Raw genomic sequence first — 14,226 nt, forward strand, 5'->3', positions numbered from 1 at the left:
TTAATTAGCTAAATTGGTTCCTTCTTTTAAATAAAAAGGGTATACATAATTATGTCTTGTATTTGTTTGATTGTACTCATAATCTATTCCAACCTCTACTAAACCATTCGTCATATCAGTATATTCAACTGTTACGTTTAGTACATTAATTCTTGGTTCATTTAATAATAAACTAGAGGTTATAACATCTTTTATTTCTGATTTTAATGTTTCATTCATTTCTTGGAAGAAAAATTGTTGTAAACCAGATCCGAATTGTGGAGTCATAGGTCTTTCTCCAAAATTGGTTTCCATTATTACATCTATAGAATCTTTTATATTATTCTCATAACGAGTTATTGATAATTGGTGATTTCCAACAAAAAATGTTACTGGAAAAGCCCAACCAGACCCTAAGAAATCTTTTTGCTTATTTGTTAATAAATTATCCACCTATTATTACATTTAAAGCTCCTAAAACAATTTTGCCTCCATGCGCTGTTGCATCTCCAACCCTAGCTGCTGGCATACCTCCTATTTTTACCGTAGCAGAACCTTTAACAATTACATCTGGAGGCCCTACACAAACCAACATATCTCCTACTTTTGCTGCTGGTAATTTTCCTATTAATACATTGGGTTGTCCAGGACCAATTATCGGTCCACCTACATGTGGTATTGGTGCTGGAACTGCTGGTGTTTGCATTGGACATTGATGAAAGTCTGTTAATCTTGCTGCTGGTGGCATATTTAAATTTTATTAGTTTGTTTAAGTTTAGTTTATCATAACCATAGCTCCTTTTATGGTAGTTTGTGCACCTCCTGTAAGTTCAGCTTGTGCACTTCCTTTTGCAGAATACTTTACACTTGCTGTTTCTTTTATATTAGTTCCTTTAATTGTTACATCTCCAGGAGAACTATCTATTGTTACACCTTGTTTTCCTTTAAGGGTTAACTTTTGATTAGCCTCTATGTTTATATTTTTAGCACTCTTAATAGTAATCCCACTAGAAGACATGACGATACTATTACTGTTCTGATCTTTAATCGTTATTTCTTTACTCTTATCATCAAAAATTGCAGTGTTTTTACTAGGTGTTTCAATAGTAAACTTCTTGTTTTCATCATCAAACTCTATAAAAATTCCTTGCTTAGAAACAATTGCTTTTTTTGTGTTTTTTTTGTCTGGAATGAGCCCTTTATAAGGTTTGTTTTTTGTGCTACTATATAAACTTCCTAAAATAATAGGATAACGTGGATCTTCATTTAAAAACCCAACAACAACCTCATCTCCTACTTCTGGTAAAAAAAATGCCCCTGCACCCGAAGTTGAATAAAAATTAGCAAGTCTTGCCCAAATACCTTCACCTTTGCTATCAAATAATGGAATATCAATTAATATTCTAAATTGATTATCAGGATCTTCATACATTTTTTTTACCGTTGCATTAAAAAGTCCTTGTACTCCAGGTAATAAACCTGATGCTGGTGGTGCCATTACATCTGGTTCTTCTGTAAACCAAACTGGAGATAAACCTATAGTTACGGTAGTTACCCAGTTACCATGAGCTACTTCATGTTTTACATTTGACATAAAATGATCGCCATTAAAACGATCTCCTAACCCATCTAAGGTTAGATATTTTCCTGGGTTTACTTTATTACTTCCTTGAAATTTAACTTCTCCTCTAATTTTAGAAAACTCACTTTTTATTAAAGTAGCTTTAGACCAATTGGTTAAATCTGTTGCTTCTAAAGGAGCCGTTGTTTGTACTTGGAAATCTTTTAACCCTACAACTTCTGATAATTTTTTTGTTGATAAATTACCAGCACCAGCATAATTGTTATTTGCAGAAGCTGTGGTTATTTTTTGAGTAGGATACCCCCATGAATTCCCTTTTACAGATGCTAATTGTGTTATTGAATCTAAATCGGCATTAAACTCCAATAAGTTATTTCCATATTCAATCTTTAAAACTGATTTTTTGTCTTTATCTGGTGGAAATACTGAAACCTTTCCACCTAGTGTTGTAATTATCATACCATTAGACTCGGCTCTTGCCATAATAAAATCCCAGTCAGTTGTATAATACTGTACTTGTTCTTGCCATTTCGTTTGTGTTGCTGTTACATTAGCACTTAAACCTTTGTAAGTGCTTATTATAGAATTTATAATATCACTATCTTTTTTCTTAGCATAAGTAGCACTTTTACGTCCAACAATCATACGAATAGCCTCATCTCTACATTCTACTTCTAAGGTAGGACCAGCTGCTCCGTTTACTTTTACACTTTGTTTTGTTATAATACCTTCAAAAACCAACTCGTTTACAGATTCATACCCCAGCTCTATACTTACTTTATTTCCGGGTACAAACGTTGCTGAAGAACTTACTGTAAACCCCTCTTCTGATGGATTACCATCAAGAATTACTATTGTTGCTTTTGATATTCTATTAACCGACTTATCTATAACAACGTTTTCTACTTCTATAATATCTGGTATAAAACTTCCGTTTACTTTTACATCAAATGTGACTAAACCGCCACTATCAATTCCTGAACAACTCATGCTTCAATTGGTTTTATTATTGGAGGAAAAATCAATTCTTTTCCTCCTTCTAGTTTTCTAAACTTATTAAGTCCATTATAATTTGCTACTTGTATGTAATGAAAAGGAGAATTCCACATTTTTGTACATAACTGAGGCAACGATTCTCCTTCAACTACTTCTACCAAATGTGTAATATCTGGAGATTCTTTTTTTTCTTCTTTACATTTTCTTTTTGACGAAACATATTCTCCAAAACTTAAAGAAACTTTTGCTCTAAGAGGACTCCCATCGGGCCTAAAAAGCGTGTAATTTGTATTAAATGTTTTTAAAACACTTTTAAAAGACATGTTATTCCCCCACTGTATTTTAACATAATTTGGTCTGTGAATTTTTCCATTATAGGTATAAACAATATCTTCCAAGGTTTTAATTTCTGTAGCCATATCTATTCGTTTAGAAAATACAACTCCAGTACAATCAATAACTATATCAAAACTTAATTCATCACTTGCGGTGTTTTTATATTTCTGAGAAGGTTTGCTAGAATCTATAGGTTGTTGTTCATTGTAAAGAATTTTACGATTCCATTTTATCTCATTAGGGTTAATCATCACCTTATAGGGATCTCCTGGTATTGGCGTGTTAAAATCGCCATCTAAATAACCTGTTATTTTCATTAACTCTAAGCCCATTCTACCTTCTGTAATTTATTTTCTTTACACCTTCTGTTAACATTCTTTTACAGGTTTCTAAAATTTCTTCTTTAAAAACAAGGAACTCATTTTCTTTAAGTGATATATTTTCATCATTTTTTGTTTTTATTTCTGTTTTAATAATCAATTCTCTTATTTCTACTGGCATTCTTTCTTATTTTTTAAGATGATGTAAAATGGATATAAGCCAACTCTATAGTATCTATTAAAACTTCTCCTGTTTGAGATTTTAAATCTGAAAACGAATACTTTACAGGATATGCTTTATAAAAATTCCATTTCATTGAAACCTGACCTTCACTGTTTAGTAGATTTACAGAAACTGTTTTTGTTTTTATTGGCTTAGCTAAACCACCATCAATACTATCTTTACACCAATTAGTTAATGCATCTCCTTTTAATATTACAGCTCTTTTAAGTATTAAGTTTTTACTTATAGAAACAGATGGAAGACGATATTTAAATCTATTTTCGCCTCCACCTGCTACTTCTTCTATTGTTTGCTCTCTAGTTAAACCCGAAACTTCTTGAAAATCGATGCCTTCACTACTATCAAATGAAACAGAAAAATAAAAATTAACAGGATATATACCTGTTACATTTTCTTCTTTTGCCTTTGATTTTTTTTTAGCCATTTGTTATAATTAGCTCTTCATGTGCAATTTCTATCGTATCTACAGCTACTTCATTTCCATCAGATTTTAAATCGGTACTGGTAATTTTAGTTGGCCAAGCATTATTTAACTGCCATTGCATAGTTACATTACCTCCTTCATCTAAAAGTTTTATTAAAACTGTTCTACGCTTAATTGTATTCATTTTAATTTCTTCATGCCAATCCCAAAAAGTATTGTCATTTACAAAAACTCCACGCTTCATAGTTACGTTTCCGTACTTAACAATTCCTGGCATTTTTTCGGTAGAAAACAGTTTACTATTACTTTTTCGATATTCTATTATTTGGTTTTCTACATCCATTCCAGAAACTTCTTGAAATGCAACTCCAGTTAATTCAGTCCCTAAATCTACTTCAAATCGGAACTTTGGCATGGGCCATGTTGCGCCTTGTACGCTTCCATCATCTGTTGCCATAATATTATTTTTTATATTAGTTTTTTATTCGGTTATCTTTTTTAATACACTTCTAATTAGCTAGATGTAGCCATTTGTTGTTGAAATGTCAATACAATGAATTCTGCAGGTCTTACAATTGCAACTTTTACAGTAACATTCATAAATCCATTTAAAATATCTTCAGAAGTCATAGTAGCTCCTAAGCCACATTCTACAGAAAAAGCATCTGAAGCACTTGCTCCTTGTAAGCCTCCTTGCTTCCAAATATCATTTAAGAAACTAGAAATCATTGCTTTTACAGCTTCCCATGTATTTTTATCATTAGGTGCAAAAACATATGCATTTGCAGCGAGTTTACATGATTGCTCTAAAAAAATCATTGTTCTTCTTACTGATAAGTACCTCCAATCTTGACTATTACCATCCAGTGTTCTTGCTCCCCAAACTAAAATTCCTAATCCATTAAAAAATCGAATTGCATTAATAGATTTACCTGAAACTGCATCAACATTTAAATCTGCTTGTTGTGTTTCTGATAGTTTGATAGGTAAATTAACAACGTCAACCATTGATGTGTTTGCTGGAGCTTGCCATGGACCTACCTGATTATCTGTAGTTGTTATTACTCCTGCCATACCACCACTTGGAGGTAATAAATTTGCATCTTGTAACACATGTGCTATAATAGTACTGTAAGTAGGACTCGCCACTAATAACGAATTATTATATTGACTTACGGTTAATGCTTCTCCATCTGGTGGATTTTGAATATTTGCTATAATGGTATTTACAGTTTCATTAGGATTATCTGCAGGACTCAATATTGCTTGTAATTGAGTAACATCTCCTCCAAATAAATTTGTATAATCTATATCTGAAGCTTGCATTACTGTAGTATCTACAAATGGATAATAAGCTGCTCCATAATCTAATCCGTTTGATCCTGTGGAATTTCTAAAAGTTGTAATATCTTCTGTATAATTAATAGGATCTGGTGTATTACCTCCAATAATATCAAAAATACATACTGTTGTTTGCATTTCTGTAGATTGCAATAACATTGATTGCATTAAAGAAGCATTATCATCTACTGATAATAAAGTAGCTTCAGGACAGATATACATAGTTGGTTCTTGTTCTTGTTTTAACAAGTCTAAACCATTTGTTAAATCGTTTTTTTGTACGTTCGGATTTACTATTTGTGCACCAACTGCTGCAGGTGTATTTGAAGGTTCTCCATAAGGTCCTATAGATACAATATAGGCATCTCCTCCACCATTATCATAAAACAACTTAATACTATTGTATAAATAATAAATTGTATTCGGATCTGGAAGAATGGCATAAAAATCGCTTCCTATCATCATATAGTCTCCTGATGTTGGTTGGCTATCTTGTTTTACTAAATAATACTCAGGATCATATTGTTTAGCAGGATCTGCTGGTGCAGGTGGGTTTGGCAAACAAAAAATAGCTTGAAAATCTGCGAATGATGTAATTTTTTTAGGCACATTCGTGTACGATTTCCCTTCGTACATAGCTTGAGGTGTATATCCAATAAATGCTGGTATCGCAGTAGCAACGGGTACTACTGAATTACCAAAAGCATTTACTTCATTGATATAAACCCCTGGAGATTTAATGGTTGATAAATTCATAAAACATTTTTATTATATTCATTATTAGTTAATTTGACCTTTATACATATACATACATCAATGAAGCTACAAGAGGTGCTAATTGATTTGTATTTACTTCTATTACACTCGGGTTTGGGTTTGGTAAACCCTTAAATATGATTTTGGTTCTATCCAATCCATTTTTTTTGGTTAAACTGATTAAATCAAAACTATATTTAGGTATTTCAGTAAGCTTTAATAGTTCTTTATCTGTAGTAAATCGTTGTGCTTTCTCTCCGTTTTGAAGATTTACCTCAACGGGGCCTTTAAATTTTATATTTGATTTACTTTCAATGGAAAGACTTCCTAAATTTTGACGACTTCTATTCATCACCAAATAATTCCATTGTGTTGCTCTTGCTTTAAATTTTATTTGATAAAGAGGTGTTATATTATTTTCAAATTGTGATATAATATCTTTAAATTCAATAGAAACCTTGAAAACCACATTTGCTTCTTTAGTAGGTATAAAATTTGATTTCAATACGATTGGTGCTGCTTTTGAGCTAGGAATCACCCAATTGCTTTTATAAATTATTACTCCTATTTTATTAATGGGCAAATCTGTTATTTGATAAAACTGTGGATTTAATGTGTTTGCTTCAAAATGAAATGATGTTTCTCCAGTTACTTCCGTTAAATAATTTAAAAAAAACGCTATACTCCTTTTTGTATCGGTATATAACCCAAAACCTGTGTCAGTAATTCTTGGCTTAAAAAAAAACTTGTTAATAATGGTTTGTGTTTCTTTTGTTGGTTTATACACTAAACCTTTACATATATTATTTTCATAATAGGTATGAGTAATCTCTAAATTAAATATCGTTTGAAAACTACTTCTAATCATCTATTGTTCTATTTGAAGTTACATTAACACTAGATTCAAATGCATTAATTTCATCAGATACTATAGTAACTAATCGCATTTTGTAAATTACACTTGGTTGGTATTTAGCTCCTAATGCACTCCATAAATTATGCATTTGTAAATAACCATCTCCCTTTTCAAACTCAAACTCTAAACGAGAAATACCTTTAGGGATTTTTGAAGATGTGTTTGCATCTAATACTCCATTTATTTGAAAAAACTGAATTGTTGCATTTAAAAACTTTAAAGTTTCATTATACTGTTCAAAATTTGGAGCTACTAAAAGGTATAAATTGTATCTTTCATCTAATGGTTTATTTTCATAATTACCATCATTTAGTTGTTTATTTTTTCTGTAAAAAGACTTTACTGTTTCTTGTTCTACATGAATTAAAGTAATAATTACTTTATTTTGATTCTCTATAGGATCAGTTCCGTTTTGATCTATAATTTTATTGGTTACAACAACATCGTCACTTAATCCGAATTTGTTTTTTAAAAACTGATTTAAAGTTCTGTTTGTAAATTGTAATGCTTTTAAAATCATTATAAATAGTAGTTACAGTTTGGTTATTCCAAAATTAACTACTTCACTTAAAGCTTCCTAAAAATGACAGTCTACAAATCGTAGACATATTTTTTTCATTATTTTTAATCGTATACAAAACATAGACATCTTATATTCTGTGTGCTTTTAGTATAAAAAAAGAGTGACCTATACAGACCACTCTTTTTTAAACTTACTTGTGTGTGTTTTTAAAAAGAACTTATATAACTTTTTAAATCTTGTCCTTTTTCTAGAATCATTTTTTTCTTTAAGCGATATTTGTGGGTACGAACACTTTCTTTATTTATACCTAAAATGTATCGAATATCTTCATTAGACATGTTCATTTTTAAATAACAACAGTACTTAATATCTTTTGAGGTTAAACAAGGATATTTTGAACACAAATGAGTAATAAAACCTGGATTTATATTTTCAAAATATACTTTAAAATCATCCCAATGAGTTGTAGAATTATCTAACTTTATGTTATTTATAATTGAATTTAATCTGTTTTTCGTATTCTGGTCAACAGAAACGTATACTTCTTTTATTTTTTCTGTCATTCTTTTTAATAACTCTTTTTTTTGATCTAATTCTAAAACATAACGAGCTAAATTCTTATTTTCAGTAACAAAACTTAATTGCTTTTCTTTTTTTATTTTTGAGACTCTTCCATCTATTTTTATTGATAATATACTTCTTATATTATTTAATAAATATTTATTGTCTAAGCTATTTTCTAAAGACTGTACAATTACTGGAACTTTTTCAAAAATAAAATTAAGTTTTTCATACCTGTTATTTAGACATAAAATTGGAGGTAAAAAATTAGTATTTAATTTAAATAATTGATCAATTTGTTTCTTATTATTCTTAAAACTAAGAATAATAAGTTTGGGGGAAATTGAAATTAATAATTGTTTTAATAACGATACTGAGTTTACAGTTACATTACTAAATCCTTGTAACTCATCAATTTCTTTTACTATTCTTGAGAGAGTAGGATTATGATCAGACCCAACTATTATGTAGTTATCTGTTTTCAAAAGTTAGTTGATATTATTAGGGGGTTAGTTTGGTTATAAAAGCATTTCTTTTAGTATCTTAAAATTAATTACTAATAAATTCTTTTTATCTATAATTTCTTTTAGTGATTAAAAAACATACATGAACGTTCTCTTATTGATAACAAGGTTTTCATTATTACTTTTTTCCTTAAACTCATATTCAGTTGTTTTTAAGAATAGTTTATTTAACTTAACCTTAGATTGTTTAATTTTGACTCAATAACTTTTTAAAATCTTATTTTTTGAAAATTTCTGAAACACATAAAGTTCCTTTATTAGAAAAATCTATTCGTTTACAAGAATATGGTGTTGGAATTTTTAATACAGTTTCAACCAAATCAAGCTTAAAAAAAGCTATTAAAAAAGAATTGATTCTTGTTAACCGAACTGTTGCATCTACTGCTTTATTTATAAAAGGAAATGAAACAATAGAACTATTAGAATCTGAAAAAGAAATAAATGCTAAAAAATTCATTTTCCCTTTAGAAATTCTTTTTGAAGACGATTATTTAGCCATTATATATAAACCATCAGGAATTTTAGTTAGTGGAAATTCATTCGCAACTATTGATAATGCGTTATCTCAAAATTTACAAAAAAGCTTACAAATAGACGGTGTTCGGCCAAGACCAGTGCATCGGCTAGATTACCCTACAAGTGGTTTACTTTTAATTGGCAAAACAAAATCCAGTATTATTGCTTTAAATAAATTATTTGAAAATAAAACTATTCAAAAAACATACCATGCAATTAGTATCGGTAAGATGAAAAAAGCAGGTGAAATAAATATATCTATAGATTCTAAAAATGCCTTTACAAGCTATGAAGTATCTAATACAGTTACTTCAAAACGATTTGGTTATTTGAATTTAGTTTCTCTTAAACCAAAAACTGGAAGAAAACACCAATTAAGAAAACATTTATTAGCTATAGGAAATCCTATTTTAGGAGATAAAGAATACTATATTAATGATCTTGTCCTTAAAGGAAAAGGGCTGTACTTACATGCTTCTTCTTTAGAATTTATACATCCGTTTACTAAAGAATGGATTTTTATAACTAAAGAACTCCCATCCAAATTCAATAAAATATTCCCTCTATAATTTTCTTTAAAAGATATATCTTTGCGCCTATGCGAATAGATATTATTACTGTAGCTCCAGAACTACTAAAAAGCCCGTTTGAACATTCAATGATGAAACGTGCAATTGATAAAGGTTTAGCCGAAGTTCATTTTCATAACTTACGTGAATATGGTTTAGGTAATTATCGCCAATTAGACGATACACAGTTCGGTGGTGGAGCTGGAATGGTTTTAATGATAGAACCTATTGCTAAATGTATTGAAAAACTACAATCAGAAAGAAAATATGATGAAATCATATACATGACTCCTGATGCCAAAACATTAAATCAAGCCACAGCTAATACACTTTCTTTAAAAGAAAATATTATTATTTTAACTGGTCATTATAAAGGCGTAGATCAACGTGTACGTGATAAGTTTATTACTAGAGAAATATCTATTGGTGACTATGTTTTAACTGGTGGTGAATTAGCAGCTGCAATTTTATGTGATGCTGTAATTCGATTAATCCCTGGAGTTTTAGGTGATGAACAATCTGCCTTAACTGATTCTTTTCAAGATAATTTATTATCGCCTCCTGTATATACAAGACCTTCTGAATATGATGGTTTAAAAGTTCCTGATGTTTTATTATCAGGTAATTTTCCTAAAATAGAGGAATGGAGAAGTGAAAAAGCATATGAACGAACTCAACAAATTCGACCAGACTTACTTGATGAATAAATATGACACATCTAGTTTAAATTAATTACTGAGTAAAGACAACAAACTTGGATACACTAAAAGCATTTTTTCAAAAATACCCTGCAATAAGTATTGTTATTGCATTTCAACTTTTTAGATTTGTTTTACTTCCTTTCATGGGACTTATGCCTCAAGATGCATATTACCATTTTTATGGAGAAAATTTATCTTTATCTTACTTTGATCATCCAGGAATGATTGGATATATTTTAAGAGGGTTTACTTTAGTCTTTGGAAAAACTGTTTTTGTAGTTAAATGTGCCGATTTTATTGTTACCTCTCTTACCATATTTAGTTTTTACAAATTAGCTTCTTGCTTTTTATCTAAACAAAAATTACAAAGAGCTATTTTATTAATAACATCTACCCTATTCATCTCTATTTTATCATTTAATTCAACACCAGATGTTCCATTACTACTGTTTTGGACCTTGAGTATTTTATTTTTATATAGAGCTATTTTTGAAGAAAAAAAATGGTTTTGGATTTATGGTGGTATTGCAATGGGTTTAGCCTTTAACAGTAAATACACTGCTTTATTATTACAATTTGGACTTATAGCTTTTATTCTTTTTTCTAATAAATATAGAAAATTAATAATCTCACCATGGCTATGGTTTGGTATCGTTATCTCTGTAGCAATTACGTTTCCTGTTTGGTGGTGGAATTACCAACATGATTTTGCTTCTTTCTTATTTCAATCTTCAAATAGAACTGGTTCTATATCTGGTTTTAATATTAATCCAAAGTATTTCTTTGGAGCTATAGGCCATCAATTATTTTTACTATTACCCGTTTTATTTTGTATTTTTATTGTTTTTACCTTTAAATATATTAAAAGAGCTTTAACCAAATTTAAACTTCCAAGTTCAAAAACATTATTCTTACTTGCTTTTTTTATTCCAACTTTTGTAGGTTTTTTCTCTTTAACACCTGTTTATTGGGTTAAATTAAATTGGTTAATGCCTTCGTATATTACAGGTATTATTTTAGCAGGAATGTTTATTAATAAAAAACTATTAAAAGCTCAATTAATAACATCAATAGTGTTTCATTTTTTAATTAGTTTGCAAGTACTGTTTTATTTAGCACCAATAAAAAGTGATGATACTTGGGTAGGCTGGGAAAATTTAGCTATTGAAACTAAAAAGCTTCAAAATCAATATCCAAATACTTTTGTTTTTTCTGATGATAAATATAAAACATCAGCTGTTCTAAATTTTTACATGGAAAACAAAGTATATGCGCAAAATATTATTGGTAAACATGCACTTCATTTTGATTATTTAGGAGATGATTTAAGCATGCTAAATGGAAAAAATGCTATTTTTATAGATTCTGACACGCGGTTTAAAACAAGGAATAAAAAAGGAAATACTATTCCTGAATTAAACCAGTACTTTTCAAAAGTAACTGAATTAAAACCAATTATTGTATCTAAAAAAGGAAAAGAAATCCGTAAATTCTGGATTTTTTACTGCGAAAATTATACAACTAATCCTTAATTAATAAATACAAGAAAACATATTTAACTATTTTATCATTCCTTTTAATTGGAATCGTTTTCAATAAATTATATTGATTAAAACTTTTTCCATAAACACTGTTAGGGCTTCTATAATTCCTACTGTCTGTTAGGTATAAAACATCTTTGGAGGTAAGTTTCTTTTTTTTCTTATTTATCCAATAATACTTATGTATGTTCGTTAATTCTCCTATTCCATAAACATCCATTTTATTTGGCCTTGCTATATAATAATCTATATGTGCTAAAGGAAACCATTTGTCTGAAATAATTGGTATACTTTTCAAGTTTTTGGTCTCTAATAGTGGTGTTATTTTAGCTGATAATTGTTTCCATCCATACATATCCATCAAAGCATCCTTATTATTAAACTCTTCTTTATTAATATTTTTTCCAATAGGTAAAAACCATCCTTTGTTAATTTCAATAGAAGTAAAAACCATTAACATCATTAAAACTACCCCTCCTCTAATTAAATTTCTTTCTATTTTTTTATTCTTATGAATATATACAGCTAGTAATGGCAATAATGTTACATAAGATATTCCTGACCAATGTGGTAGAGTATCTTTATATAGAGACAAATAAATTGTCGTGAATATTAATGGAAATGAAAAAAATATAAATAACCATAACTGTTTTTTCTCAAATATGAATTTCTTCCTGATTAAAGCTACAGTCATTATATGTATTGAAAAAAAAATATACGGATTATTGTATACCATTTGACCTAATACTTCTCTTAAAAATGAGTCTTTATTAAAAGAAAGACTAAACAATGAAACTCTATTATTATGAAATTTATAACTAATAAAATCATACTGATAATTCCAATATACAATCAACGAAACTGTAATTAATGGAAAAATAAATGATAGATAAAAAGACCAATCTTTTAACCAAGTCCTATTTATAAAAACAATATATAATACAACTCCTACTAATAAAAATACTGCTTGATATTTTGAATAAATAGCGCACGCAATAAAAAAGAAAGCTATAAAAAGTTTTTTTCTTGTATCTTTTGAAGGCTCTAAAGGCAATGCTTCTATCAAAAAATAAAAACTTAGTAACCAGAAAAAAAGTAATGGTGCATCTGGTAAAATAAATGTTCCAGCTATTATTAAAGCGTATATATTTAAATTATATAATATAACTGATAAAAAACCTACCAACTCGTTTTTTATTTTACAGCCAATTAAAAATAATAAATACATATTAATACTTCCAGGTATGATAGCTGCTAATCGAATAGCTAATTCACTATCAAAAAACAAATCAAAAGTAAATAACTGAATAAAAAAACCTACAAATGGCGGATGGTCAAAATGACTAATATCAGGATACTTAGCATACAACCAATAATATACTTCATCATTACCAAACTCTAATTGGCTTGCAAAAAAAACTCTTAATAATGTACTAACAACAATTAATACATAAACTACTCTTTTATAAGATATTTTATACTTCACTTAAATACTTCTTTCATACTTGTAGAATAACCCCATACTTATAAAACCTATTACAATACCAATAAAAGACCCTACAAAAACATCTATTAAAAAGTGTTGCGATAAATACACTCTAGATAAACCAGCTATGATAGCTAAAGAAATCCATAAATATTGAGACTTGCATTTAGCAAAATACAAACATAATATTGTAAAAATAGCAAAAGCTGTTGTTGTATGGCCAGAAGGAAAAGAATTCCATAATGCCATTTTAACTCCGTTAACTAAATACAATGAATCTTCTCCAAAAACTCCAACTGGTCGTGGTATACCTTTAAAAATAATTTTCTTAAAAAAGTGTGTAACTAATAATGTTAGCAAACCACTAATAAGAAAAACCAGTGCTATTCTACGTTTAACAAATACAAAAAGTAATACTAATACCCCAAACATTACTCCATCACCTAAAAAAGTACTGTACTTAAAAAACGCATCTAGAAATGAAGTATGAAATTGATTTATTTTTAAATGAAGAAAAAACTTATTGAATAAAATTACTAATAAAAATGAAACAATAAAAAACACTCCGTAAACAAAATACGTTTGTCTTTTAATTCTTAAGCTTAAAAGAACAAGTACATTCTTAACTCCATCAAGCCAAATATTGGCTTTACTTTTATTTCTAAATCTTACAGCAATACTTTTACTCATAATAAAATATATCTTTTATTTATATTGTAAAACTACCTACTGATTGTTTAAAAAACTTTAATTCCATTTTAATTTAGCATAACTAATCTACCCCTAATTAACTTTAAAAGAACATTTTATTTAAATAACTATGAAAAATAATAACATAAAAATAAATTACTCTTTACCTTTTTATATCAGAAAAAAAACATAAATTTGCACCCACAAAAAATAACCTCTGA

At 28.7% G+C, this 14,226-nt stretch carries 16 protein-coding genes; 3 read left to right on the forward strand and 13 right to left on the reverse strand.

The genetic code is table 11. The features are described 5' to 3' along the window. The 11 genes from BLV71_RS17675 to BLV71_RS17720 form a co-directional block, all read right to left on the reverse strand. Complete coding sequence (locus BLV71_RS17675; RefSeq protein ID WP_093871822.1) at positions 1 to 432, reverse strand: GPW/gp25 family protein; 432 nt, start codon at positions 430 to 432, stop codon at positions 1 to 3. Then, a complete protein-coding gene (locus BLV71_RS17680; protein ID WP_093871823.1) occupies positions 425 to 727 on the reverse strand; it encodes a PAAR domain-containing protein in 303 nt (100 codons plus the stop codon). Before BLV71_RS17680 ends, BLV71_RS17675 begins: the two co-directional genes overlap by 8 nt. 27 nt (positions 728 to 754) lie before the next feature. Further along, positions 755 to 2,551 (reverse strand): type VI secretion system tip protein VgrG, encoded by a 1,797-nt coding sequence (gene vgrG / locus BLV71_RS17685; protein WP_093871824.1) that lies wholly within the window; start codon positions 2,549 to 2,551, stop codon positions 755 to 757. Then, positions 2,548 to 3,225, reverse strand: coding sequence for a CIS tube protein (locus tag BLV71_RS17690; protein ID WP_093871825.1), 678 nt, complete (start codon positions 3,223 to 3,225; stop codon positions 2,548 to 2,550). The genes vgrG and BLV71_RS17690 overlap by 4 nt, the downstream gene beginning before the upstream one ends. 1 nt (position 3,226) lies before the next feature. Further along, positions 3,227 to 3,394, reverse strand: a complete 168-nt coding sequence (locus BLV71_RS18695) for a DUF5908 family protein (protein WP_176974436.1) — start codon at positions 3,392 to 3,394, stop codon at positions 3,227 to 3,229. A gap of 13 nt (positions 3,395 to 3,407) precedes the next feature. Then, complete coding sequence (locus BLV71_RS17695) at positions 3,408 to 3,881, reverse strand: phage tail protein (RefSeq protein WP_093871826.1); 474 nt, start codon at positions 3,879 to 3,881, stop codon at positions 3,408 to 3,410. Beyond that, on the reverse strand, positions 3,874 to 4,338 hold the full coding sequence (locus tag BLV71_RS17700; protein WP_093871827.1) for a phage tail protein: 465 nt from the start codon (positions 4,336 to 4,338) through the stop codon (positions 3,874 to 3,876). Before BLV71_RS17700 ends, BLV71_RS17695 begins: the two co-directional genes overlap by 8 nt. A gap of 56 nt (positions 4,339 to 4,394) precedes the next feature. Next, positions 4,395 to 5,978, reverse strand: a complete 1,584-nt coding sequence (locus BLV71_RS17705; protein ID WP_093871828.1) for a phage tail sheath family protein — start codon at positions 5,976 to 5,978, stop codon at positions 4,395 to 4,397. A gap of 40 nt (positions 5,979 to 6,018) precedes the next feature. Beyond that, positions 6,019 to 6,846 (reverse strand): hypothetical protein, encoded by an 828-nt coding sequence (locus tag BLV71_RS17710; RefSeq protein ID WP_093871829.1) that lies wholly within the window; start codon positions 6,844 to 6,846, stop codon positions 6,019 to 6,021. Next, on the reverse strand, positions 6,839 to 7,414 hold the full coding sequence (locus BLV71_RS17715) for a Pvc16 family protein (protein ID WP_093871830.1): 576 nt from the start codon (positions 7,412 to 7,414) through the stop codon (positions 6,839 to 6,841). Before BLV71_RS17715 ends, BLV71_RS17710 begins: the two co-directional genes overlap by 8 nt. Before the next feature lie 209 nt (positions 7,415 to 7,623). Next, positions 7,624 to 8,463, reverse strand: coding sequence for a helix-turn-helix transcriptional regulator (locus tag BLV71_RS17720; protein WP_093871831.1), 840 nt, complete (start codon positions 8,461 to 8,463; stop codon positions 7,624 to 7,626). A 263-nt stretch (positions 8,464 to 8,726) separates the two neighbouring features. On the opposite strand from BLV71_RS17720, the gene BLV71_RS17725 reads away from it, so the two are divergent. The 3 genes from BLV71_RS17725 to BLV71_RS17735 are packed head-to-tail and all read left to right on the forward strand — an operon-like array spanning position 8,727 to position 11,820. After that, positions 8,727 to 9,587, forward strand: a complete 861-nt coding sequence (locus BLV71_RS17725) for an RluA family pseudouridine synthase (protein ID WP_093871832.1) — start codon at positions 8,727 to 8,729, stop codon at positions 9,585 to 9,587. 29 nt (positions 9,588 to 9,616) lie between these two features. Beyond that, entirely contained in the window at positions 9,617 to 10,294 is a 678-nt protein-coding gene (gene trmD, locus BLV71_RS17730) for a tRNA (guanosine(37)-N1)-methyltransferase TrmD (RefSeq protein ID WP_093871833.1), read from the forward strand. Between the two features lie 47 nt (positions 10,295 to 10,341). Beyond that, positions 10,342 to 11,820: a glycosyltransferase family 39 protein gene (locus BLV71_RS17735; RefSeq protein ID WP_233487174.1), complete on the forward strand. Its 1,479-nt coding sequence runs from the start codon at positions 10,342 to 10,344 to the stop codon at positions 11,818 to 11,820. Here the strand turns inward: BLV71_RS17735 and BLV71_RS17740 are convergent. Continuing rightward, the gene (locus BLV71_RS17740; RefSeq protein WP_093871834.1) at positions 11,810 to 13,315 is read right to left on the reverse strand and encodes an ArnT family glycosyltransferase; all 1,506 of its coding nucleotides are present in this window, start codon (positions 13,313 to 13,315) and stop codon (positions 11,810 to 11,812) included. The two genes, BLV71_RS17735 and BLV71_RS17740, sit on opposite strands and share 11 nt — an antisense overlap. After that, positions 13,316 to 14,005 carry a phosphatase PAP2 family protein gene (locus tag BLV71_RS17745; RefSeq protein ID WP_093871835.1) on the reverse strand — a complete coding sequence of 230 codons (690 nt, stop codon included), beginning with the start codon at positions 14,003 to 14,005 and terminating at the stop codon, positions 13,316 to 13,318. Positions 14,006 to 14,226: the final 221 nt, after the last annotated feature.

Source organism: Tenacibaculum sp. MAR_2010_89, assembly GCF_900105985.1.
Taxonomy (GTDB): Bacteria; Bacteroidota; Bacteroidia; order Flavobacteriales; family Flavobacteriaceae; genus Polaribacter; species Polaribacter halocynthiae.

Coding starts and splice junctions, on each gene's coding strand:
- trmD (WP_093871833.1), top strand. CDS start 9,617: ATGCGAATAGATATTATTACTGTAGCTCCAGAACTACTAAAAAGCCCG.
- BLV71_RS17680 (WP_093871823.1), bottom strand. CDS start 727: ATGCCACCAGCAGCAAGATTAACAGACTTTCATCAATGTCCAATGCAA.
- BLV71_RS17715 (WP_093871830.1), bottom strand. CDS start 7,414: ATGATTTTAAAAGCATTACAATTTACAAACAGAACTTTAAATCAGTTT.
- BLV71_RS17745 (WP_093871835.1), bottom strand. CDS start 14,005: ATGAGTAAAAGTATTGCTGTAAGATTTAGAAATAAAAGTAAAGCCAAT.
- BLV71_RS17700 (WP_093871827.1), bottom strand. CDS start 4,338: ATGGCAACAGATGATGGAAGCGTACAAGGCGCAACATGGCCCATGCCA.
- BLV71_RS17705 (WP_093871828.1), bottom strand. CDS start 5,978: ATGAATTTATCAACCATTAAATCTCCAGGGGTTTATATCAATGAAGTA.
- BLV71_RS17710 (WP_093871829.1), bottom strand. CDS start 6,846: ATGATTAGAAGTAGTTTTCAAACGATATTTAATTTAGAGATTACTCAT.
- vgrG (WP_093871824.1), bottom strand. CDS start 2,551: ATGAGTTGTTCAGGAATTGATAGTGGCGGTTTAGTCACATTTGATGTA.
- BLV71_RS17690 (WP_093871825.1), bottom strand. CDS start 3,225: ATGGGCTTAGAGTTAATGAAAATAACAGGTTATTTAGATGGCGATTTT.
- BLV71_RS18695 (WP_176974436.1), bottom strand. CDS start 3,394: ATGCCAGTAGAAATAAGAGAATTGATTATTAAAACAGAAATAAAAACA.
- BLV71_RS17695 (WP_093871826.1), bottom strand. CDS start 3,881: ATGGCTAAAAAAAAATCAAAGGCAAAAGAAGAAAATGTAACAGGTATA.